Here is a 20,287-nt window from a genome sequence, read left to right as displayed (position 1 = left end):
ACTGTTCCCTCGTGGGCTTCCGTTCGGCGTTCGGTGGCCGAGACGAATCTTCTTGTATGACGGGACGTGTCCCTGTGCGTATGACGGGGCAAGTCCGCTGAGGGAGGCTTCGACATCGTGAATCCCTTTGACAGTGCACCGGATTCACCACCGGACTTCGTCGATCCGGCCGAGGTGATTGTCGGCCCGTGGGCCGGTTCCTCGTCGCAGGCCGGACCGGACGCCGATGGTGCGACCGAGCGGGAGCGGCCTGCGGCCGCCCGGGGCCGATCCCGTCGTGGCTCACACCCTGCCGGCAGTGCGCTCGGACGACGCACCGCACGGCAGGCCCGCAATGATCGTGAGCCTCCGCCGGACAAGGGTGGCCCCGACGCCGATCCGCACGACGTGGCTCGCACGATCGTGCTCAAGCAGCTGACCGCCGCGCCCCGCAGCCGCAAGCAGCTCGCCGACAAGCTGCGCGAGCGCGGTTGTGAGGACGAGGTTGCCGCCGAGGTCCTCGACCGGCTCGAGGAGACCGGGTTGATCGACGACGCGGCCTATGCGGCCACCTTGGTCCGCTCGCAGCAGGAACGCCGAGGCCTCGCGCGGCGCGCGATCGCCCAGGAGCTGCGTCGCAAGGGCGTCGACAGTGACGTCATCAACGAGCAGCTGGACACCATCGACGACGATGACGAGCGGGAGCGAGCGCGAGCACTCGTCGACAAGAAGCTGCGCTCGATGCATGGCCTCGACGCAACGGTGCAGGCCCGCCGACTCGCGGGAATGCTTGCGCGCAAAGGCTATTCGTCATCAATCGCCTGGAGCGTCATTCGCGAGGCGATCGCTGACGCGCCGGAGCATCAGCCCGACTGATCACGGCCGCACTGGGTCGTCGACGGGCGAGTCGACGGGCAGAGACCGACCCGACGGGATAGTAGAAAACGCAAAACGTTCGCTATAGTGAACGTATGGCGTCATCACTTTCCGGCATCGCGGCCTCCGCAGGTGCCCAGATCCGTGCCCGGCGCGAGCAACGCGGCATGTCGTCGGCCGAGCTTGCCCGACGTGCCGGCCTGTCCAAGGCAACGCTGTCCGGACTCGAGTCCGGCCGGTCCAATCCCACGATCGACACGCTCGACTCGGTCGCGGTCGCACTTGGTGTGCCCTTGACGGATCTACTTGTCCCAGCGGCGGATTCAGGTCCTCAGGTCGTGCGGGCAACACCGGTCGCCGACAGTCCGCAGCAGGAAATGCTGCGTCGGATCAGTGGCGGACACCAGGTCGAGATCTGGCGGCTGCGGCTGCCGGCTGACACGACGTACGACGGGGTCCCGCACGCCACCGGCACGCTCGAGCACCTGATGGTCGCGTCGGGCGAAGTCTCGGCAGGGCCGACGGATGCGCTGGTCGAGCTCGGGCCGGGGGACCTGCTCGCCTTCCCCGGGGACGCGCCGCACTCCTACCGCACGACGTCCGACCCCGCGGACATCACTGTCGTCATGACCTCTCCGATGATCGGGTGATTCAGATGCTCGCCGTTCTCCCTCTCCTGCTCGCCTGGCTGGTCGCAGTGATCAGCCCTGGCCCGGATTTCCTTGCCGTGCTTCGCACTTCGGCAGCGCACGGCCGATCCGCAGGCCTACGGGTCGGCTTCGGAGTGGTCTGCGGCATCGCCTCCTGGGCGACGCTCGCGATGTGCGGCCTCAGCGCGCTGCTGGCCCGTTATGAGCACCTCTACCTCGTGGTGCGTGGTGTCGGCGCGGTGCTGCTGATCGGGTATGGCGTCCACGTATTCCGGGCAGCCCGCAAGGCTGCCCCCGGCGTCGCCGACGCGCCGGCCGCGAAGGCCGGAAAGCACTGGCGACTGGGCTTGTTCACCAACCTGGCCAACCCGAAGGCGCTGGTCTTCTTCGGTGCTCTCTTCGCCACTCTGATGCCGCGACACGTGGGCGTGCCGATGCGTGTCGGTGTGTTGGCCGTGATGCTGGCGATGGCCGTGGCGTGGTTCGCCGGCGTCAGCTGGTGTGCCGGATCCCGGCCGGTCGTGGCGGCATACCGACGGCTGCAGCGCACCATCGACCGCATTGCGGGCGGACTGTTCACCGTGATCGGACTGACCCTCGTCCCGCGCTGACCGACGAACTCCGTGCGCATTAGCGTGAATGCATGGCCGCCAGCGACGAACCCAGCAACGGACTCACCGACGAACTCATCGACCTGCTCGGCACCTCCCGGGTGCTGACCGATGCCGACATGGTCGCGTCCTATGTGCACGACGAGGCCGAGTGGGCGCCATACGCCGCGCCGCTCGCGGTGGTGCGGGCGACGAGCGTCGAGGACGTGCAGCAGACCGTCCGCTGGGCTCTGAAGCATCGCGTCCCGGTCGTGCCGCGCGGTGCAGGCACCGGGCTGTCCGGCGGCGCCAACGCGACCGAGGGATCCGTCGTGGTCAGCCTCGAGAAGCTCAATGCCGTCCTCGAGGTCAACCCGCTCGAACGCATCGCTGTCGTGCAACCCGGCGTCGTCAACGACGATCTACGCAAAACCGTTGCGGAACAAGGGCTTTGGTATCCACCGGACCCGGCCAGCTCGCCCTGGTCGACGATCGGCGGCAACGTCGCGACGAACGCCGGCGGCGTCTGCTGCGTGAAGTATGGCGTGACGCGCGACTACGTCATCGGCCTACAGGTCGTCACGGGCACGGGTGAGGTGGTGCGACTCGGCCGTCGCACCGCGAAGGGTGTCGCGGGCCTCGACCTGGCCGGACTCTTCGTCGGATCCGAGGGCACCCTCGGCATCGTCACCGAGATCACCGTCAAACTGCGCCCGCTGCCCGACCCGGGACGCACCGTGCTCGGCTATTTCGACAACATCGTCGACGCGGGTGTCGCAGTGCGTGACGTCGCGGCGCGGGGACTGACACCGTCCGCGCTGGAGATCGTCGACCGCATCTGCCTCGAGGCGGTCGACGAGATGACCGGCATGGGTCTGGCGTCGGAGGCGAACGTCGTGGTCATCGGCGAGGTCGACGAACCCGGGGCGGCCGGCGAGCAGGCCGCCCACGAGATGGTGGCCGCGTTCGAGGCCGGGGGAGCGACGTTCGTCGCCGAGACCGCCGACGCCCAGGAGGCCGACGCGATGATGGCCGCGCGCCGGCTCGCCTACCCGGCGATGGAGCGCAAGGGCCCGCTGCTCACCGAGGACATCGTGGTCGCCAAGGAGCACGTGCCGGAGATGTTGCGCCGCATCGAGCAGATCTCGGCCGAGGTCGGCATCACCATCGCCAGCGTCGCGCACGCCGGTGACGGCAATCTGCACCCGCTGATGGTCGCCGGCCGCGATGACGACGACGAGCGCGAGCGGGCCCAGGCCGCGTTCGATCGGATCATCGACGAATGCCTGAAGCTCGGCGGGACCGTGACCGGTGAGCACGGCGTCGGCCTGCTGAAGATGCCCGGCGCTGCACGCGAGCTGGGTCCCGAGGTCGTCGCGATGCAGCGCGCCGTCAAGGCGGCGCTGGACCCGCACGGCATCTTCAACCCCGGCAAGGTGTTCTGACCAGAAGTGCCTGTGGACAACGGTTTTCGGGGTCCTCGGTCCGCTAGCTTCGTCCGCATGAGTCAACCGCCACGCGAGCCGATGCCGCCGTCCACAGCACAGCAGACCGCCCCGCCGCCGTGGCCACAGAGCCCGCCCGGCCGTCCGGGTGCGCACACCTTGCAGCCGCATCCGGGCGCCATACCGCCACAGCAGCAGTGGCAGCAGTGGCAACAACCCGGCCCGATGCCCCGGCCCGGCTTCCACCCTCTGCCGCCGCCGGCACGCGGTAAGGGGTGGTGGACCGGAGCCGGCGTGCTGGCGTTCATCGGGGCGGGCAGCGCCCTGAGCGTGCTGGGCACCATCGCGTTCCTGCTGGGTGTGTTCGGGCTGTTCGTGGCGGCCGAAGGCGGCGGGGAGGGCGTTGAACAGATCTCCGACGACTTCTTCAGCAACACGACCTGGTTGTTCTACCTCTTCCTGGTGATGCAGGTGGTGTCGATCGTGCTGGGCTTCTGGGGCGGGCGAAATTGCCTGCGCGGCAAGCCATCCGGCGCGATCATGGCCAGTCTGCTGGGCGTTCTCGGGGTGGCGGAGATCATCTGGCTCGGGCTGGCCTTCGGGGAGCCGGGACGCATGATCGTCGGCCTCCTCGCGGCGCTGGCGTTGATCGTCTGCCCGGTGATCGCGCTGCGTTTCCCGCAGCCGCAGCGCCGCTGAGCTGAGTCGATCGGGGCCGACCGGAGCCGATCGGCGGCAGCCGACGTCATACCCCCATGAACGATTGGGGGACGGACATGAGTTGGGAACGGTTGACGGGGCAGCTGCGAAACGGTGACGGGTGGCTCGTCGTGTCAGGGGTGGTGGCCGCCGGGACGGCGATCTTCACCGCCGTGGGAGCGGTGGTCGTCGGGATCACGCTGCTGCACCTCGCCGGTGATCCGGCCGAGGGGATCGGCGTGAAGCAATACGCCATGGTGATTTTCGGTGGGCTCACCGTGGTGCTGGTGTGCGCAGCGGTGATGTCGGCCGCGGCGGCGCTGGGTTGCCGGCGCGGTGAGGCGACGGCTCCGGGGATCGCGCTCGCCCCGTTGGTCGTGATCGGCCTGGGCTTCTACGCGGTCGTGCATCACACGGCGGGACGCCCCGCCTGGTTGTTGGTCCTGCCGGCTGCCGCATTCGCGGTGCACGTGGTTGCCCTGCTCCGGGCCGAGCGTGGGCCGGGGTCGCGGCACGTGCACGCGTCGCGAGTCCACGCGTCATACCGCTGACGATCGCGGTGTGGCCGGTCGGCCGGACTCAGCTCGCGCACGGGTCGACGCCGGGCTGACCCGGCCGCTCGATCCCGCGGGCGTCCAGGATCGACTCCAGCAGAGTCGGTTTGGCCGGCATCAGCCCGTCGACGCAACTGTCGAGCATCGCGTTGTAGGTCGCCGCGTCGTCGGGAGCGGTGCCGCTGAACCACACGTGCACGGCATATCCGTCGGCGTGCGCGCGAGCCACGAACGACTTGGTCACCACCGGTATGCCGGAGAAGGTGACCGGCACCTGAAGCGCGACCGTGCCGTCCATCGGCTTCACCCCGAAGAGGAAATACTGCAGCAACTCGTTCTGTCCCGGCGCGAGCGGGATCTTCGGCGCCAGCGAGTGGAAGTAGCCGAGCGCCTCGTCGTTGAACGACGTCACGATGACGTCCGTGCGCCCCGACTTGTTCAGCAGTTGCGCCAGCAGCCGGGCAGTGCGCTTGTATGACGCGACGTCCGAGTCGGACGTGCCCTTGATCTCGATGTTGATCGGGGTGTTCGGGAAGCGGTGCAGGACGTTCTTCAGCGTGGGGATCTCGAAGTCCTTGTTCTGGTAGCCCGGCACCTTCGGGTGACCGTGGCGCGCGCCGCGCAGCGTGTAGGCGTCGGCCGGCTGCCCGTGCTGCGCACTGTGGCCGGGCACGAACCAGTAGGCCGCATCGAGCTGCTTGATCTGGCCGAGGGTCTTGTCGACGACGTAACCGTGGCCGTTAGTCGTCTGGTCCACCGTGGCGTTGTGTATGACGACGACGTGCCCGTCCTTGGTCGACTGCACGTCGAGCTCGATGTCGTCGGCCCCGAGGTTCACAGCGCGCTTGAACGCATACATGGTGTTCATCGGCGCCTCGTCCTCGCCGCCGGAGTGCGCCATGTTCATCACCCGGCGTTGCAGCCAGGGATTGTCAGGTGCAGTGCGGGCACCGGCGGCAGTTGCGCTCGCCGGAGTCAGGCACATCAGCAGGGACATCAGCATCGCCACGACGGTGGCCAGCAGAACACGCAGCCTCATCCGCCCGAAGATAGACCCGCGGCGGGCCCGGCGTGGCCGGAATGCTCGATCGGGTGCCGCAGATCCGATGTTGTGGACAGCCGATCCTGCGGTCGTTCGTCGGCTAGTTTCGTCGGCATGCAGCAACCGTCACCCGGGTCCGGACCATCGCCGGAGGTGCGCCAATGGGCAAACCAGTGGCAGCAACAGGGCTGGCAAACAGGTCAGCACGAGCCGCACAAGAGGCCGGCGGGCAGGGACTGGTGGATCGCCGCCGGCGTCTGCCAATTGCTGAACGTCCTCGTCTTCTCCGCTGCGGTCTGGGCCTGCGTGCACTGGCTCGTGCGGGTGCAGAGCAAGGAGTATTACGACGCGCACCCCGGCGCTGACCCCGACGGGATGATCATGCTGGAGCTGCTGATGTTCGGCGTGTGTTTCCTGGCGGCCTGCGCGGTCGTCTATGCCCTGGTGGGCACGATCGCGACGTTCGCCGGTTATCAGGCGGGGCCGGTCATGCTGTGGGCGTCGTTCCCGGTGACCGCGATCGCCGGGACGCTGGCGATCGCTGAGCTGTGCCGCGACAGGCCGGCCCTGTCCGAAATCATGAGGTTCGCACTCGTCGTGGTCGTCGGATGCAGTCTGTGTCTCGGGTTGATGGCGTGGCGCATGCCGCAGCGTGCGAAGCGTCCCAAGGGGCCGGCGGCGCGGCCGGCGCCATACGCGGGTGGCTCGCCATACCTGCGGCCACCGGGGTCCTGACGCCGCGGGCGGCACCTGCGATTCCGGCCGGGTCGGCGGGACCCCGTACCCTGGGACGGTCATGACTGGTGATCTGAAGACCTATGAAGTGCGCACCCACGGGTGCCAGATGAACGTCCACGACTCGGAGCGGATCGCCGGTCTGCTGGAGACCGCCGGGTATGTCGACCGGGCGGCCGTCGCCTTCGGTGAGCGGCCGGAGCACCCGGACGTCGTGGTCTTCAACACCTGCGCGGTGCGCGAGAATGCCGCCGGCAAGCTCTACGGCCAGCTCGGTCAGCTGCGCCCCGCCAAGGACGCCAACCCCGGCATGCAGATCGCGGTCGGCGGCTGCTTGGCGCAGAAGGACCAGGGCGACATCGTCCAGCGGGCGCCCTGGGTGGACGTCGTTTTCGGCACTCACAACGTCGGCTCGTTGCCCGTCCTGCTGGAGCGTGCACGGCACAACGCCGAGGCGCAGGTCGAGATCAAGGAGTCGCTGGAGACCTTCCCGTCGACCCTGCCGACGCGACGCGACTCGGCATACAGCGGCTGGGTCTCGATCTCGGTCGGCTGCAACAACACCTGCACGTTCTGCATCGTGCCGTCGCTGCGCGGCAAGGAGAAGGACCGCCGGCCGGGCGATGTGCTCGCCGAGATCCGGGCGCTGGTCGAGCAGGGCGTCGTCGAGATCACCCTGCTGGGCCAGAACGTCAACACCTACGGCGTGGAGTTCGGTGATCGCCTCGCGTTCGGCAAGCTGCTGCGCGCGTGCGGTGACATCGAGGGGCTGGAGCGCGTGCGCTTCACCTCACCGCACCCGGCGGCGTTCACCGACGACGTGATCGATGCGATGGCCGAGACACCCAACGTCATGCCGTCGCTGCACATGCCATTGCAGTCCGGCTCGGACCGGGTGCTGAAGGCTATGCGCCGGTCCTACCGGTCGGCGAAGTTCCTCGGCATCCTCGACCGCGTGCGGGAGAAGATGCCCGACGCTGCGATCACGACCGACATCATCGTCGGCTTCCCGGGCGAGACCGAGGAGGACTTCGCCGAGACGCTGCGGGTCGTGCGCGAGTCGCGTTTCTCGTCGGCGTTCACCTTCCAATACTCCATCCGACCGGGCACGCCGGCCGCCGACCTGCCCGACCAGCTCCCGAAAGCCGTGGTGCAGGAGCGTTTCGACCGGCTCATCGAGCTGCAGGAGGAAGTCTCCTGGGCGGGCAACCGCGAGCTCGAGGGCCGCGAGGTCGAGGTGCTCGTGTCACCCGGCGAGGGCCGCAAGGACGCCGAGACCCACCGCATGTCCGGCCGTGCGCGCGACAACCGGCTGGTGCACTTCGCCGTGCCGGAGGGCGCCGAGCGCCCGCGTCCGGGCGACTTCGTCACCGTCGGTGTCACCTATGCCGCGCCGCACCACCTGGTCGCAGACTCGGCCGTCGAAGGCGGCGCATGGTCGGTGCGCCGCACCCGCGGCGGCGACGCCTGGGCGGGGTTGCAGGACCAGGCCGCCGACGGTGCCACCCGCAAACCCGCGGTGTCGCTCGGTATGCCGAGCATCGGCGCTCCGGCGACGCAGCCCGTCGCAGAGGGCTGCGGCTGCAACTGAGCTATTCGACCGCCGCAGCAGCGGACTCGACCGACCTGACGTGCACCATCGGTGAACGCATCATGAGCACGATCGAGACGACCCCTAGCAGTCCGGCGACGACGAACGCGGCCCGTATGTCGATCGCTGTCGCGATGAGACCGCCGATGACTGCGCCGACCGGTCGCGAGCCGTAATTGATCATCGAGTAGGCGCCGGCCACGCGTCCTCGCATGGCGTCGTCGGTGACGGTGGCACGCACCGAGTTGTTGTTGATGTCGAACTGCATCACCGACCACGCTGCAACGAGCGCCCCGCCCGCCAGGCACACGAAACCCGTTGTCGGCCCGTGGACCAGGGCGAGCACGGCATACGGGATGACGGTGAAACCGCCTCCGACGACCATGGCGGGCCCGGTCCCGACCAGCGCACCGAACCGTCCGGCGGTGAGCGCGCCCGTCAGCCCGCCGACGGCGCCGAGACTCAGCGAGAGCCCGATGCTGCCCGGGGACATGTGCAGGTTGCGGGTTGCGAAGAGGATCAGCACGCCCCGAGCCGTGAAGTCGCCGAGATTCATTGCCGTCGAGGCCGCGAGGCTTGCGCGCAGGTAGCGATGCCGGAAGAGGTATCGGACACCTTCGCAGAGTCGGCGGCCGTAGGACGTGTGCGCGGTGGACGCTTCGGCGGCACCGACGCGGGTGCGAACGCGGCTGATCGCGACGGCTGACACGAGGAACGTGACAGCATCCACGACCACCACGTCCGCGGCACCGATCGCCTGGATGAGGACACCGGCGATCGCCGGGCCGACGAGCGCCGCGATGGAAAGCGTGCTGGAGAGCGCCGAATGCGCTTGCACGTACTGCGTTCTCGGCACCAGCCGGACGAAGAAGCTCTGGCCGGAGCAACCACCGAGCACACTGCCGGAGCCGAGAACGATCGCACATGCGTAGAGCATCGCCAGGCTCAACCCGCCGAAGGCGTAGGCCGTCGGAACGGCCGCAGCGCCGAGACAGCGACACACGTCGGCGCCGATGAGCAACCGTTGCTGGCGGCCGTGGTGGTCCACCCAGGTTCCGACGAACAATGAGAAGAAGTAGGGCAGCCACAGCAGGGCGGTCAGCACACTGACCTGCGCGGCAGACGCGTTGAGCACCACCACTGCCACGAGAGGCAGCGCGAGACCCGAAATCTGGTCGCCTACCGCCGAGACCGCATAGCCGGCCCAGTAGGTGACGAAACCACGGTCGGCCCAAATGTGTTGGGAGTCAGTCGGATCCGTGCTTGTCGTGGTCATTCTCGTGTCCGTCCCCGTGGTCATCGTCGCCGGCCTCCGGCATCGTGTATCGCAGGATCCGGACCGGTCCCGCATTGGCAGGCCGCTCGGCCGCCGGTCGCCTGGCGAGCGGCGCGAGCAGCTCCTCGATGGCGTCCTCGAGCGCCGCGATCTCATCCGGAGTCGCGTGGATGAGCGTGTTGTAGCGGCCGGACACCGCGAGCCACTCGGGAGCCAACGACGACCGTGTGCTGCGCCAGCGCTCGACGAGTCCGCCTTCTGATGCCTCGATGGCATCGCTGAGTGCGAGACCGGGCTCCGGGTTCTCCGGATCGACCTGGAAGCGGAAGCCGGATCCGACGGCTCGCCACCACCGGGATCGGCCGCCGCCGTGATCACCGGGATCGTCCTCCACCAGCCCGTGCTCGGCCAGATGCCTCAGGTGCCAACTGGTGACGGACGGACTCGCTCCGACATCCGGCGCAAGCCGGCTCGCCGTGGAGGGGCCACCCGCACGCAGGTTGGCGAGGATCGCCAACCTGACGGGATGGGCGAGAGCGCGCGCACCCCGTGCGTCGAGCTCGACGTCGTTCAGGCGATTGGCCACCGGGACCTCCATTGAGAGTGATGTATCGATAGAACACTCTCAATGCTGCCTTGTCAATCAGTAACCTTCTGCCGCAATGTCATTGCTCCGTGGCCAACGTGCGCACTCGGCGGGCCGGCTCGGACAGCGCGGCACCGCGAGCCCAGATGAGGCCGACCTCGCGAGCGGCGTCGACGCCGGTGACCCGGACGAGCGCCACACCCGCAGGTAGTCGCCGGTCGGGGGAGTCCGGCAACAGCGCGATGCCGATCCCGGCTCCGACAAGTCCCGCGACGGTGTCGAGCTCCTGACACTCCACGGTGATCCTCGGCTCGAACCCGACAGAGGCACACGCTTCGTCGAGCAACTGACGCATCCCGAAACCTGTTGCCATCGCCACAAATTCGCGCTCGCGCAGCTCGGCAAGATCGACGGAGTCACGCCGGGCGAGCGGGTCGGTGGACGGCACCGTGAGGTTGACCTGTTGCCGGAGCAGCCGCCGCCAGCTGACCGGTGCCTCGCGTGGTCGAGGCGAGACGATGCCCAGATCGAGATCACCGGAGACGACCTTGCCCGTGATGGTCTCGGCCGCATCCTGCACGAGCTCGAAACGGACACCAGGGTCGGTCTCGCGGGTCGTGCGGATGATCTCGGGGACCAGCCAGGTGCCGAACGAGTGCAGGAAGCCCAGGCGCACCACCCGCGGCCCGTGTGCCTGCAGCTCCCGGACGGCGAGCTCGCCCGCCGCCAGCTCGGCATGCGCGCGCCGAAGGTGCTCGGCATACAGGCGACCGGCGTCGTTGAGTTGGACCCGCTTGCCTATGCGGTCGAAAAGGGTGGTGCCGAGCTGGCGTTCGAGCCGGCCGAGGCGCCGGGACAGCGTGGGCTGGGGGACCTGTAGTCGAGCGGCGGCTGCCGTGATGTTCTCCTCCTCGGCGAGCACGACGAACCACCACACGGCATCACGCATCTCTCGAGCTTATGTCGTGAATGCATGAATATCGGCAAAAGCACTCATTTCCGTATGACGATTAGAGGCGCCACGATGATCGTGTGACGACCACGGAAGGCTGCACCCAACGCGCAGCGGGATACCGGCGCGGCGATGCCGGCTACCGGCGCATCACCACGGCGTTGTTCGCCGCGGGGATGACGACCTTCGTCGCGATGTATTGCGCGCAGGCCGTGCTCCCTTCACTGACAGACGAGTTCAACGTCAGCCCGGCCGTCTCCGCGCTGAGCGTCTCGGCGACGACGGGGCTGCTCGCGCTGGCGATCATCCCGGCGAGTGCGCTGTCCGAGCGCTTCGGCCGCACCCGGGTGATGACCGTGTCGGCGGTGGCGTCGGCGGTCATCGGACTGATCCTGCCGTGGTCGCCGTCGATGGGCGTGTTGATCGTGCTCCGAGCGTTGCAGGGCATCGCACTCGCAGGGGTCCCCGCGACGGCGATGGCCTATCTCGCCGAGGAGGTGCACCGTGGGCACCTCGGCGCGGCGATGGGCCGCTACATCGCCGGCACCACCATCGGCGGCCTGGCCGGCCGACTCGTCGCGTCGTTCTCACTGGAGGCAACGACCTGGCGGTGGGCACTGGAGATCGCCGCACTCGTCGCGCTCGGGTTCACCGTCGTCTTCGTGCGGCTCGCGCCGGCGTCGCGCCATTTCGAGCCGCAACCGGTCGGCATACGGACGACCTCGCGAGCTCTAGGTGAGCACCTGCGCACACCGGCGTTGCTCGGACTCTTCGCGACGGCGTTCCTGCTGATGGGCGGCTTCGTCTCCGTCTACAACATGCTCGGATTCCGTTTGCTGGCAGAGCCGTTCAACCTCTCCGAGGCAGTAGCCGGGTCTGTCTTCCTGATGTATTTGTCCGGCACCGTCTCGTCCACGCTCGCCGGCCGGCTGGCGGACCGGTTCGGCCGCGCACGGACGTTGCTCACCGCCGAGGTCGTGTCGGCCGTGGGGCTGCTGCTCACTCTCCCGAACAACCTGCCGTTGCTGCTGGTCGGAGTCTTCTGCTTCACCGCGGGCTTCTTCGCGGCGCACGCCACCGCGAGCGGCTGGGTCGGCCTGCTTGCTCGCGAGCACCGAGCGGAGGCCAGCTCGCTCTATCTCTTCGCCTACTACGTCGGCAGCTCCGTGCTCGGCGCCGTCTCCGGCCTGGCCTATGCCGCCGGCGGCTGGAACGCGTCCGTCGCGTATGTCGGAGCGCTGCTCCTGGTCGGTCTCGCCGTCGCGGTCGTGGTTGCCCGGCTGGCGCGCAGGAGCATGCGCTAACGTGGATCGCATGCAGCTCGTCAGCACTTCCTCGTGGTGGCCGCCATCCCCGGCGGCCCGCTGACGTAACCCGTTTCACCAAGAGCCGCCCGGTCGGGCGGCTCTTTTTCGTATGGCGCTCCCGGCCGGGCATCGACCCGAAGGAGCAAGACCATGACCGTCACCGACACCACCCAGGGCGCCGACACCACCGAAGACGCGGCCCTGCACGCCGATGCCTCGTATGCCGTGAGCCATGCCCGCAGCCAGACCTTGCACGAGTTGATCGACGACCCGCAGGCGCGCGGGCGTGACCGATTGCGCGTGCTCACCGGCGACCGGCCGACCGGCCCGCTGCACATCGGGCATCTCTTCGCGACGCTGAAGTCGCGAGTCGCCATACAGGACAAAGGGATCGATACTTTCATCCTGGTGGCCGACTACCAGGTGATCACCGACCGCGACAGCATCGGCGATGTCCGCGCAGCAACCCTCGGGCAACTCGCCGATTACCTGGCGTCCGGCATCGACCCGGAGAGGTCGACGATCTTCGCACATTCCGCGGTGCCGGAGGTCGGTCAGCTGACGCTGTCGTTCCTCTCCCTGGTCAGCGATGCGGAGCTGCGGCGCAACCCGACGGTGAAGGATGAGCTCGCCGCGACCGACGGGCGCCCGCTGTCCGGTCTGTTGCTCACGTACCCGGTGCACCAGGCGGCCGACATCCTGTCGGTGCACGGCACCGTCGTGCCGGTCGGCCGCGACCAGCTGCCGCACGTCGAGCAGACGCGCGCGATCGCGCGTCGCTTCAACCAGCGGTATGCCGCGGGGGAGCAGTACTTCCGAGCTCCCGACGCGTTGCTGACCGAGCTGCCGGTGGTGCCCGGCCTGGACGGCAAGAAGATGTCGACGAGCCGGGGCAACGGCATCTCCCTCGGTATGACGGCCGACGAGACCGCGGCACGAATCCGCAAGGCGCGCACCGACTCCGAGCGGCGCATCACCTTCGAGCCGGACCGCCGGCCGGAGGTCGCGAGCATGCTGCGCATCGTCGGACTCTTCACGGGCGAAGCCCCGGAGGCCGTCGCCGCGCGCATCGGGGACGGGGGAGCGGCGGTCCTCAAACGTGAGCTGACGGCCGCGGTCAACGACGGACTCGCGCCGCACCGCGAGCGTCGGGCAGCGCTGGCCGCGGACCCGGCATACCTGGAAAGCGTGCTGCGAGAAGGCAATGCGCGCGCCCGTGAGGTCGCGACCCGCACGCTGGACGACGTGCACGACCGGCTCGGTCTGCACTACTGACCGAGCGTCAACGGTGACGTCGACCCTCAGTCGCCCTTGACGTTGACGATCTGCCGCAGGGTGTGCCGGACCTCGACGAGGTCGGCAGCATCGGCCATGACCACGTCGATGTCCTTGTACGCCTGCGGGATCTCGTCCAAGAACGCATCGGTGTCGCGGTATTCGATGCCCTCCATCGCCGCCCGCAGCTGGTCACTGGTGAACGCCTTCCGGGCCGCCGACCGCGAGTAGGCCCGGCCGGCACCGTGCGGTGAGGAGTTCAGCGCGACCGGGTTGCCCTTGCCCACCACGACGTATGACGCCGTGCCCATCGACCCCGGGATCAGGCCGGGCCGACCCGACTCGGCGTTGATCGCGCCCTTCCGGGACAGCCACACGTCCTTGCCGAAGTGCCGCTCCTTCTCGGTGTAGTTGTGGTGGCAGTTGATCCGCTCCTGCTCCATCACGTCCACACCGACCCAGTGCGACACATCGTGCACGACCCGGTCCATCATCTCCTCCCGGTTGAGCAACGCGAAGTGCTGCGCCCACCGCAGCTCCCGGAGGTAGGCGTCGAACTCCGCAGTGCCCTCCACCAGGTAGGCAAGATCCTTGTGCGGCAACGGGATCCACCACTGCTCGCACAGCTGCCGTGCGACCTTGATGTGGTGCTGGGCGATCCGGTTGCCGACACCCCGCGACCCGGAGTGCAGGAACAGCCAGACCCGGTCCTGCTCGTCGAGGCTGACCTCGATGAAGTGGTTGCCGGACCCTAGCGAGCCCAGCTGCACGTCCCATTTCTTGGCGTATGACGCTGGGTCGAAGCCGGCGTCCTGCGCCATCGCGGACAACTCGTCGAGCCGAGTCTGCGTGTGCTCGCGCGTGATCCGCCGGTTGTAGCCGCCCGCGGACAGCGGGATGGACCGTTCGATGCTGTGCCGGACCACGGACCGGTCCTCCGGCAGGTCGCCGGCGCTGAACTGCGTCCGCACGGCGATCATGCCGCAGCCGATGTCGACGCCGACGGCCGCCGGGATGATGGCCCGGAGCGTCGGAATGACCGAGCCGACGGTCGCGCCCAGGCCGAGATGCGCATCCGGCATCAGCGCGAGATGCGGGTGGATGAACGGCATCGTCGCCGTCACCTCCGCCTGCTGTCTCGTGTTGTCCTCGAGCAGTGAGGCCCAGTTGACGAGCCTGTCGTTGATCTTCTCCATGATGAATTCCTTTGCAAGTCATAAAAATATGGCGTCGGTCAGGGACCGACGCCGTGATGGTGCGGGTGTCGGTCAGGCGCTGTTCTCCTGCAGGCGAGGGTCGCCCAGGGTGCACTCGGGTCGCCCGGTGACTTCGCGCTTCAGGCACAAGGGCAGCAGGAATTGCGTGCCGAGCGCAGCAGCCGCGGCACGCACCGGGACGGTGACGTGGGTCGATGCGGTGTAGGAAGTCATGCGCACAGGATGGCGGACGCGGAAGGGTGTGAGCAACCGAATTAGCAGTCGGATCAGGCGGATTCGGCGATACCGGTCAGGCGGGCGTATGCCGTTACGCAAGCTGCGCATGCGCATGCGTCGCTGGCGTGCATGGACCGCGCGTTGCGCACCGTGCCGGGCGGGAGCAGCGGCTCGGGCTGCCAGCCGGGGAACGAGAACGTCTGCAGCACAACGGGTTCGGCAGGATCACACTGGTCGTCGCGGCAGCACCGGCACGAGGTGTAGCCGGCGCAGCGCGGTGCATGCCAGGCCTGTTGGTGGCCACACGCCCGGCAGAAGTGCACGAGGACGCTCATGCGCGAGTCGGTCTGCGGTGCGCGGTTGTCGTCATACAGCTGAGTGTGGACCTTCAGGCTGGCTGAAGGTCAAGGAGCGCACCCGCGCTGTGGCACGGGTGCGCTGAGGCGGCGGGAGGAGATCAGTCCTCGCCGTCCTCGCTGTCGTCTTCAATCGGCTCGTTCCAGTCGTCGCGGTGGGGGAGCAGCGGCATGCCCTCCTCGGTCGCGACTTCCTCTTCGGCGCGGTCGTAGTCGTCGCTCTCGGTATTCATGTCTCCACCATCCCGCACTCCGTGTCAGGAAGGAACAGCTCCGGGGAGTTTGAGCCATCCGGATCGGCTGCGCATGTGCCCGCCTGCCTGCCAATGCGCCAGGATGGCCCGCTCCAGGCGGCTGGATGCGGTGAGGTCGGCCGGGTCGGCATACGGGCGACGGAAGACGAAGTCCCGCACCGACGCGTCCCCGTCCGTGGCAGGGCCGATCGGCCGCCAGCGCGCGCAGAAGCGGGCGATGTTGCTGCCCGGCACCATGTCGATGAGTTGCTCGTCCAGCAACCAGCTCATGCAGTGAGCTGTGGAGATCGCCGGCAGCTCGGGGAAGTGCCGGGCGAAGAACGGGCGGATGCCGGCCAGCGCTGCGTCCACCGCGTCCGGTCGCAGCGGACCGCTGTCCGGGATGTGCACGCCGGCGACGACCGAGCCGGTGACGACCGGCGCCTCCGCAGCGCGCAATTGGTCGGCCGGAGCGTCGAGCCGCTCCAGGTTCGCCTGCAGCCGGCCGAAGTCGTAGATCAGTCCGCGGAAATGCAGCGAGAACCAGTCCTGCACGTGCAGTCCGGTGCGCCCGAAGGTGCGTTCGAAGACCCGCAGATGCCGCCCGACGTCGGCGAGGATCGCCCGGGAGGCGCTGTCCGGGATCGCGCGGGTCCGGTGGAAGGCCAGCGTGTCCGGCAGCGTCGCGGCGAAGGCGACCGGATAGAAGAAGCGCGCCTCGACCTGTGCGGCCCGGTCCTGCGGGTCGAACGCAGCCGGCAGCTCGGGTTGCTTCCACGCCAGCAGCCGGCCCATGCCGTCCCACAACCGCGCCACGATCTCCGCCACCTGGGCGCACATGTCGGCGTCGTCGTGGATGCGCTGCGCAGCCGCCCGGAAGTCAGTCCGGTCCGGCTCCTGCACCGCGAAGTAGTCGAACGCGCGCTGCAGCGCCGAGCCGCTGATGCGGGCGCGGACCTGGTCATTTGTGGGCATGTTGGTGGTCGGCGGGGTCACCGGATCATCGTAGGGAGGGCGGACAGGCGGCCAACGGTGCTCGGCATTTTGGGACACTGGCCGGTATGCCGGACACCCTCCCGATCATCGCCGTCGTCGGTCAGACCGCGACCGGCAAGTCGGACCTCGGTGTGGCGCTCGCGCAGGCGCTCGACGGAGAGGTCGTCAACGCCGACGCGTCCCAGCTCTACCGCGGCATGGACATCGGCACCGCGAAGCTGACCGTCGAGGAGCGAGCGGGAGTTCCGCACCGCCTGCTCGACGTGCTGGACGTGCGTGACGAGGCGACCGTTGCGGCATACCAACGGGATGCGCGGGATGTCATCGCCGGCATCCGCTCCCGGGGGAGAGTGCCGATCATGGTCGGAGGCAGCGGTCTCTACGTGCGGGCCGCGTTGGACGACCTGCGCATCCCGCCGACCGATCCGGAAGTGCGCGCGCAGTGGGAGGAGCGACTGGACACCTCCGGTTCGCACGCACTGCACGCGCAGCTGGCGTCCGCGGATCCCGAGGCGGCGCAGCAGATCCACCCTGCCAACGGCCGTCGCGTCGTGCGCGCCCTCGAGGTCATCGAGCTCACCGGCGAGCCGTTCAGCGCAACCATGCCGAAGCGCGAATTCGTCGACCCCACAGTGCTGCTCGGCCTGCAGATCGACCGGCAGACGTTGTCCGACCGGGTCGTCACCCGGGTGCAGCGGATGTGGTGCACGGGCCTGCTGGACGAAGTCCGCGAGCTGGACCGGCACGGGCTGCGCGACGGGCGCACCGCGAGCCGGGCCATTGGTTACGCACAGGCTCTGCAGCAGCTGGACGGTGCCCTCGACGAGGCCGCAGCACAAGCGGAAACCATCATGTTGACAAGGAAATTCGCGCGCCGTCAGCGCTCCTGGTTCGGTTCCGACCCACGCATCCACTGGTTGCCGTATGACGCGCCGGACCTGCCGGCCCGGGCGCTCGACATCGTGCGGACCGCGGCCGACGGGTCCAGGCACTGACATCGGGATGACGCCGCACCGCCGGATGGTCTTGGATGGACGGGTGAGGACCATCAGTTTCGTCAAGGGCCACGGCACGCAGAACGACTTCGTGCTCGTGCCCGCGCTCGACGGCACGCCGGAGCTCAGCGCGGACGACGTCGCGTTCCTCGCCGACCGGCGCGCCGGTGTCGGTGGTGACGGTGTGATCCGGGTGACCCCGGTGGAGCACGCACCGGACGAGATCCGTGCCGGGGCCGGTGCCGCCCACTGGTTCATGGACTACCGCAACCAGGACGGCTCGGTCGGCGAGATGTGCGGCAACGGCACCCGTGTCTTCGCCAAGTACCTCCTGGACAACGGACTCGAGCAGGGCACCGAGTTCGACATCGCGACCCGGGCCGGCGTCAAGCGGATGCGTGTGGTGACCGGCGGCTTCGAGGTCGACCTGGGCCGATGGCGGCTGGCGCGCGACGCCGAGGCGGAGGAGCACGGCTCGGACAGCGTCGTGCAGGTCGTCGGCGCACCGGACCCGCTGCCGGCGTTGAGCATCGACATGGGCAACCCGCACACCGTGGTCGCCATGCCGCCCGAATTCGACCTGGCCACACTGGATCTGACCCACCAGCCACGTGTCGACCCGGTGCCGGAGCACGGCACCAACGTGGAGTTCGTCCGCGCGGTGGAGCCGGGACACATCGCGATGCGTGTGCACGAGCGCGGCGTCGGCGAGACCCGCAGCTGTGGCACCGGTGCAGCGGCGGCGGCCGTCGCGACCTGGTGGTGGGCCGGGCACCTGCTGGATCAATTGCAGTGGCGCGTCGACGTGCCCGGCGGCCGCCTGGGTGTCCGCATCGACGGCGACCGGGTGCTGTTGTCCGGTCCGGCCGAGATCGTCGCCGCCGGGACGGTCGACCTCCCGCACTGACGTCAGTCAGTGGATCGCGGCCGGACGTGCAGGATCCGGAAGCCCTTGACGCTGGTGAAGCGTTCGGCCGGGAAGCCCTGGTCGATCAGCCAACGCTGCAGCGAGTCCGACCCGAGGTTGCGCTGTACCACCAGGTAGGCCTCGCCGTCGTCGGTCAGGCGCGGCAGCCAGGTCAGCAACAACTCGTGCAGCACGCCCTTGCCCACCCGGATCGGCGGGTTGGACCAGATCAGGTCGAAGCGCACGTCGTCGGGCACGTCGTCGGCGAGTCCGACACGCACGTCGGTCAGACCGAGCGAGGTGGCGTTGTCGCGCGCCAGGTCGAGCGCTCGCTCGTTGACGTCAACCCCCCACACCGTCGCGTCCGGGGAGAGCAGCCCGAGACTGAGCGCGATCGGCCCCCACCCGCAACCCAGGTCCAGGAACGTCCCGGTCACCGGCGGCTCCGGCGCATGCTCCAGCAGCACGCGGGTGCCCTGGTCGAGCCGCTCCGCGGAGAAGACTCCCGGGGCCACCTGCACCGCGCGCGTCATACCGGCGAGCGGCACGTTGATGGTGCGTCGCTCTGCCGCGCTCGCGGGTTGCGCGGTGAAGTAGTGGTCGCCTGTCCCGGTCATCGGGCCCGAGGCTACCCACACCGTCACGATGAGTTTTCCGCCGACCGCCCGTCATGACTTCTGTACGGCATACACCCGAACGACAAGGATGATGATCATGGCAACCGGAACCGCTCCCGTCGGAGCCGACGAGCAGGAATTCCTGGCAGTCGCCCGTAGCGGTGACACCGCGGGATTCGCGATGTTCACCGAGCGTTATCGCCGGGAGTTGCAGGTGCACTGCTACCGGATGCTCGCGTCCTACGAGGACGCGCAGGACCTGACCCAGGAGACCTTCCTGCGCGCCTGGGACAAGCGTGCGAGCTTCGAGGGACGGGCCGCGTTGCGTGCCTGGCTCTACCGCATCGCGACCAACGCCTGCCTCGACCATCTCGAGAAGCGACGCGACCGGACTCCGCTGCCCGTCGGGCCGGACGACCAGGACACCGAAGTGCTGTACCTGCAACCGTTCCCGGACGATCCGCAGGACACGGCCGTGGCGCGGGAAACGATCGAGCTCGCGTTCATCGTGGCCGTGCAGCACCTCTCGCCACGCGAGCGGGCGGCGCTGATCCTGCGTGACGTGCTCGGCTGGACCGCGAATCAGACGGCGCAGGCACTCGACCTCACCGTCGCGTCGGCCAACAGCGCGTTGCAGCGGGCACGCGACACCATGCGGCAACGGCTGTCCGACGCACGGCTCGACTGGCGGCGGCCGCGGACCCGGGACATCGGCTCCGAGGAGCGTGCTCTGGTGCAGTCCTACATGGCAGCGCAGGAGGCGCTCGACTTCGAGCAGCTGGGCTCGCTGCTGCGCGAAGAGGTGCGTTTCTCGATGCCGCCGCAGCCCGGCACCTGGGTCGGCCGCAGTGCCGTCCTCGCCTGCTGGCAGGAGGGACTCGCGGACAACGAGCCCGGCGACTTCAGATGCGTCGCGACGACGGCGAACCGCCAGCCGGCGGTGGCGGTCTATCTGCGCACGGCGGGGGAGCCTGCGTTCCGACCGATGGCGCTCGACGTGCTGCGGATCGTCGACGAGCTGGTGGACGACGTCGTGACGTTCGGCCCTGAGGTCTTCGGTGGCCTCGGACTGCCGCCAGCGCTGAACGGCGACGGCACCCCGGGCGCCTACAGTGAGTGCGGGCAATAAACCATTCGCTTCCGGCGTTGTGCTCTGAAACGCTCAACAGGAAATTCAAGGGGAACATGACCGA

General features: G+C 68.7%; 23 protein-coding genes. 13 read left to right on the top strand and 10 right to left on the bottom strand.

Going from position 1 to position 20,287, the window contains the following annotated elements:
• Nucleotides 1-117: 117 nt before the first annotated feature.
• From ACSZL9_RS04565 to ACSZL9_RS04540, 6 genes are all read left to right on the top strand, one after another.
• Complete coding sequence (locus ACSZL9_RS04565) at nucleotides 118-855, top strand: regulatory protein RecX (RefSeq protein WP_446664288.1); 738 nt, start codon at nucleotides 118-120, stop codon at nucleotides 853-855.
• 95 nt (nucleotides 856-950) lie between these two features.
• The gene (locus ACSZL9_RS04560; protein ID WP_446664287.1) at nucleotides 951-1,505 is read left to right on the top strand and encodes a helix-turn-helix domain-containing protein; all 555 of its coding nucleotides are present in this window, start codon (nucleotides 951-953) and stop codon (nucleotides 1,503-1,505) included.
• A 5-nt stretch (nucleotides 1,506-1,510) separates the two neighbouring features.
• Nucleotides 1,511-2,116, top strand: a complete 606-nt coding sequence (locus ACSZL9_RS04555; RefSeq protein WP_446664286.1) for a LysE family translocator — start codon at nucleotides 1,511-1,513, stop codon at nucleotides 2,114-2,116.
• A 32-nt stretch (nucleotides 2,117-2,148) separates the two neighbouring features.
• Nucleotides 2,149-3,540, top strand: coding sequence for an FAD-binding oxidoreductase (locus ACSZL9_RS04550; protein WP_446664285.1), 1,392 nt, complete (start codon nucleotides 2,149-2,151; stop codon nucleotides 3,538-3,540).
• Between the two features lie 57 nt (nucleotides 3,541-3,597).
• Nucleotides 3,598-4,239 (top strand): hypothetical protein, encoded by a 642-nt coding sequence (locus ACSZL9_RS04545; protein ID WP_446664284.1) that lies wholly within the window; start codon nucleotides 3,598-3,600, stop codon nucleotides 4,237-4,239.
• A gap of 77 nt (nucleotides 4,240-4,316) precedes the next feature.
• Nucleotides 4,317-4,790 carry a hypothetical protein gene (locus ACSZL9_RS04540; RefSeq protein ID WP_446664283.1) on the top strand — a complete coding sequence of 158 codons (474 nt, stop codon included), beginning with the start codon at nucleotides 4,317-4,319 and terminating at the stop codon, nucleotides 4,788-4,790.
• A 28-nt stretch (nucleotides 4,791-4,818) separates the two neighbouring features.
• Here the strand turns inward: ACSZL9_RS04540 and ACSZL9_RS04535 are convergent, their stop codons facing one another.
• Nucleotides 4,819-5,832: a glycerophosphodiester phosphodiesterase gene (locus ACSZL9_RS04535; RefSeq protein ID WP_446664282.1), complete on the bottom strand. Its 1,014-nt coding sequence runs from the start codon at nucleotides 5,830-5,832 to the stop codon at nucleotides 4,819-4,821.
• A 117-nt stretch (nucleotides 5,833-5,949) separates the two neighbouring features.
• Here ACSZL9_RS04535 and ACSZL9_RS04530 point away from each other — a divergent pair, with 117 nt between their 5' ends.
• Both ACSZL9_RS04530 and miaB read left to right on the top strand, forming a co-directional pair.
• On the top strand, nucleotides 5,950-6,570 hold the full coding sequence (locus ACSZL9_RS04530; RefSeq protein ID WP_446664281.1) for a hypothetical protein: 621 nt from the start codon (nucleotides 5,950-5,952) through the stop codon (nucleotides 6,568-6,570).
• Between the two features lie 61 nt (nucleotides 6,571-6,631).
• Complete coding sequence (miaB, locus tag ACSZL9_RS04525) at nucleotides 6,632-8,161, top strand: tRNA (N6-isopentenyl adenosine(37)-C2)-methylthiotransferase MiaB (RefSeq protein WP_446664280.1); 1,530 nt, start codon at nucleotides 6,632-6,634, stop codon at nucleotides 8,159-8,161.
• Between the two features lies 1 nt (nucleotide 8,162).
• Here the strand turns inward: miaB and ACSZL9_RS04520 are convergent, their stop codons facing one another.
• From ACSZL9_RS04520 to ACSZL9_RS04510, 3 genes are all read right to left on the bottom strand, one after another.
• A complete protein-coding gene (locus ACSZL9_RS04520) occupies nucleotides 8,163-9,437 on the bottom strand; it encodes an MFS transporter (protein WP_446664279.1) in 1,275 nt (424 codons plus the stop codon).
• A complete protein-coding gene (locus ACSZL9_RS04515) occupies nucleotides 9,409-10,023 on the bottom strand; it encodes an ArsR/SmtB family transcription factor (RefSeq protein ID WP_446664278.1) in 615 nt (204 codons plus the stop codon). The genes ACSZL9_RS04520 and ACSZL9_RS04515 overlap by 29 nt, the downstream gene beginning before the upstream one ends.
• A gap of 79 nt (nucleotides 10,024-10,102) precedes the next feature.
• The gene (locus ACSZL9_RS04510) at nucleotides 10,103-10,972 is read right to left on the bottom strand and encodes a LysR family transcriptional regulator (RefSeq protein ID WP_446664277.1); all 870 of its coding nucleotides are present in this window, start codon (nucleotides 10,970-10,972) and stop codon (nucleotides 10,103-10,105) included.
• An 83-nt stretch (nucleotides 10,973-11,055) separates the two neighbouring features.
• On the opposite strand from ACSZL9_RS04510, the gene ACSZL9_RS04505 reads away from it, so the two are divergent.
• Complete coding sequence (locus ACSZL9_RS04505) at nucleotides 11,056-12,279, top strand: MFS transporter (RefSeq protein WP_446664276.1); 1,224 nt, start codon at nucleotides 11,056-11,058, stop codon at nucleotides 12,277-12,279.
• 153 nt (nucleotides 12,280-12,432) lie between these two features.
• Nucleotides 12,433-13,557, top strand: coding sequence for a tryptophan--tRNA ligase (gene trpS, locus ACSZL9_RS04500; protein ID WP_446664275.1), 1,125 nt, complete (start codon nucleotides 12,433-12,435; stop codon nucleotides 13,555-13,557).
• Between the two features lie 26 nt (nucleotides 13,558-13,583).
• Here trpS and ACSZL9_RS04495 read toward each other — a convergent pair whose 3' ends face one another.
• The 5 genes from ACSZL9_RS04495 to ACSZL9_RS04475 form a co-directional block, all read right to left on the bottom strand.
• Nucleotides 13,584-14,753, bottom strand: a complete 1,170-nt coding sequence (locus ACSZL9_RS04495) for an RtcB family protein (RefSeq protein WP_446664274.1) — start codon at nucleotides 14,751-14,753, stop codon at nucleotides 13,584-13,586.
• A 72-nt stretch (nucleotides 14,754-14,825) separates the two neighbouring features.
• Nucleotides 14,826-14,987: a hypothetical protein gene (locus ACSZL9_RS04490; RefSeq protein WP_446664273.1), complete on the bottom strand. Its 162-nt coding sequence runs from the start codon at nucleotides 14,985-14,987 to the stop codon at nucleotides 14,826-14,828.
• Between the two features lie 53 nt (nucleotides 14,988-15,040).
• A complete protein-coding gene (locus ACSZL9_RS04485; protein ID WP_446664272.1) occupies nucleotides 15,041-15,325 on the bottom strand; it encodes a hypothetical protein in 285 nt (94 codons plus the stop codon).
• A 122-nt stretch (nucleotides 15,326-15,447) separates the two neighbouring features.
• Nucleotides 15,448-15,579, bottom strand: coding sequence for a hypothetical protein (locus ACSZL9_RS04480; RefSeq protein WP_446664271.1), 132 nt, complete (start codon nucleotides 15,577-15,579; stop codon nucleotides 15,448-15,450).
• Between the two features lie 24 nt (nucleotides 15,580-15,603).
• Complete coding sequence (locus ACSZL9_RS04475) at nucleotides 15,604-16,575, bottom strand: acyltransferase domain-containing protein (RefSeq protein WP_446664270.1); 972 nt, start codon at nucleotides 16,573-16,575, stop codon at nucleotides 15,604-15,606.
• A gap of 65 nt (nucleotides 16,576-16,640) precedes the next feature.
• Between ACSZL9_RS04475 and miaA the strand changes: the two genes are divergently transcribed.
• Entirely contained in the window at nucleotides 16,641-17,570 is a 930-nt protein-coding gene (gene miaA / locus ACSZL9_RS04470; protein ID WP_446664269.1) for a tRNA (adenosine(37)-N6)-dimethylallyltransferase MiaA, read from the top strand.
• Nucleotides 17,571-17,613: 43 nt separating this feature from the next.
• Nucleotides 17,614-18,477 carry a diaminopimelate epimerase gene (gene dapF, locus ACSZL9_RS04465; RefSeq protein WP_446664268.1) on the top strand — a complete coding sequence of 288 codons (864 nt, stop codon included), beginning with the start codon at nucleotides 17,614-17,616 and terminating at the stop codon, nucleotides 18,475-18,477.
• Nucleotides 18,478-18,479: 2 nt separating this feature from the next.
• Here dapF and ACSZL9_RS04460 read toward each other — a convergent pair whose 3' ends face one another.
• Complete coding sequence (locus tag ACSZL9_RS04460; protein ID WP_446664267.1) at nucleotides 18,480-19,094, bottom strand: class I SAM-dependent methyltransferase; 615 nt, start codon at nucleotides 19,092-19,094, stop codon at nucleotides 18,480-18,482.
• Nucleotides 19,095-19,191: 97 nt separating this feature from the next.
• Between ACSZL9_RS04460 and ACSZL9_RS04455 the strand changes: the two genes are divergently transcribed.
• Nucleotides 19,192-20,223 (top strand): RNA polymerase subunit sigma-70, encoded by a 1,032-nt coding sequence (locus tag ACSZL9_RS04455; RefSeq protein WP_446664266.1) that lies wholly within the window; start codon nucleotides 19,192-19,194, stop codon nucleotides 20,221-20,223.
• Nucleotides 20,224-20,287 lie beyond the last annotated feature (64 nt).

The sequence above is a fragment of the Flexivirga sp. B27 genome (genome assembly GCF_052905685.1).
Note: the sequence above shows the minus strand (reverse complement) of the source record. Positions and strands in the feature narration are given on the sequence as shown.

Excerpts from the sequence above, each read along its gene's own strand:
- ACSZL9_RS04560 (WP_446664287.1), top strand. The coding sequence starts at position 951 with ATGGCGTCATCACTTTCCGGCATCGCGGCCTCCGCAGGTGCCCAGATC.
- ACSZL9_RS04555 (WP_446664286.1), top strand. The coding sequence starts at position 1,511 with ATGCTCGCCGTTCTCCCTCTCCTGCTCGCCTGGCTGGTCGCAGTGATC.
- ACSZL9_RS04550 (WP_446664285.1), top strand. The coding sequence starts at position 2,149 with ATGGCCGCCAGCGACGAACCCAGCAACGGACTCACCGACGAACTCATC.
- ACSZL9_RS04545 (WP_446664284.1), top strand. The coding sequence starts at position 3,598 with ATGAGTCAACCGCCACGCGAGCCGATGCCGCCGTCCACAGCACAGCAG.
- ACSZL9_RS04540 (WP_446664283.1), top strand. The coding sequence starts at position 4,317 with ATGAGTTGGGAACGGTTGACGGGGCAGCTGCGAAACGGTGACGGGTGG.
- ACSZL9_RS04535 (WP_446664282.1), bottom strand. The coding sequence starts at position 5,832 with ATGAGGCTGCGTGTTCTGCTGGCCACCGTCGTGGCGATGCTGATGTCC.
- ACSZL9_RS04530 (WP_446664281.1), top strand. The coding sequence starts at position 5,950 with ATGCAGCAACCGTCACCCGGGTCCGGACCATCGCCGGAGGTGCGCCAA.
- miaB (WP_446664280.1), top strand. The coding sequence starts at position 6,632 with ATGACTGGTGATCTGAAGACCTATGAAGTGCGCACCCACGGGTGCCAG.
- ACSZL9_RS04520 (WP_446664279.1), bottom strand. The coding sequence starts at position 9,437 with ATGACCACGACAAGCACGGATCCGACTGACTCCCAACACATTTGGGCC.
- ACSZL9_RS04510 (WP_446664277.1), bottom strand. The coding sequence starts at position 10,972 with ATGCGTGATGCCGTGTGGTGGTTCGTCGTGCTCGCCGAGGAGGAGAAC.
- trpS (WP_446664275.1), top strand. The coding sequence starts at position 12,433 with ATGACCGTCACCGACACCACCCAGGGCGCCGACACCACCGAAGACGCG.
- ACSZL9_RS04495 (WP_446664274.1), bottom strand. The coding sequence starts at position 14,753 with ATGGAGAAGATCAACGACAGGCTCGTCAACTGGGCCTCACTGCTCGAG.
- ACSZL9_RS04490 (WP_446664273.1), bottom strand. The coding sequence starts at position 14,987 with ATGACTTCCTACACCGCATCGACCCACGTCACCGTCCCGGTGCGTGCC.
- ACSZL9_RS04485 (WP_446664272.1), bottom strand. The coding sequence starts at position 15,325 with ATGAGCGTCCTCGTGCACTTCTGCCGGGCGTGTGGCCACCAACAGGCC.
- ACSZL9_RS04480 (WP_446664271.1), bottom strand. The coding sequence starts at position 15,579 with ATGAATACCGAGAGCGACGACTACGACCGCGCCGAAGAGGAAGTCGCG.
- miaA (WP_446664269.1), top strand. The coding sequence starts at position 16,641 with ATGCCGGACACCCTCCCGATCATCGCCGTCGTCGGTCAGACCGCGACC.
- ACSZL9_RS04460 (WP_446664267.1), bottom strand. The coding sequence starts at position 19,094 with ATGACCGGGACAGGCGACCACTACTTCACCGCGCAACCCGCGAGCGCG.
- ACSZL9_RS04455 (WP_446664266.1), top strand. The coding sequence starts at position 19,192 with ATGGCAACCGGAACCGCTCCCGTCGGAGCCGACGAGCAGGAATTCCTG.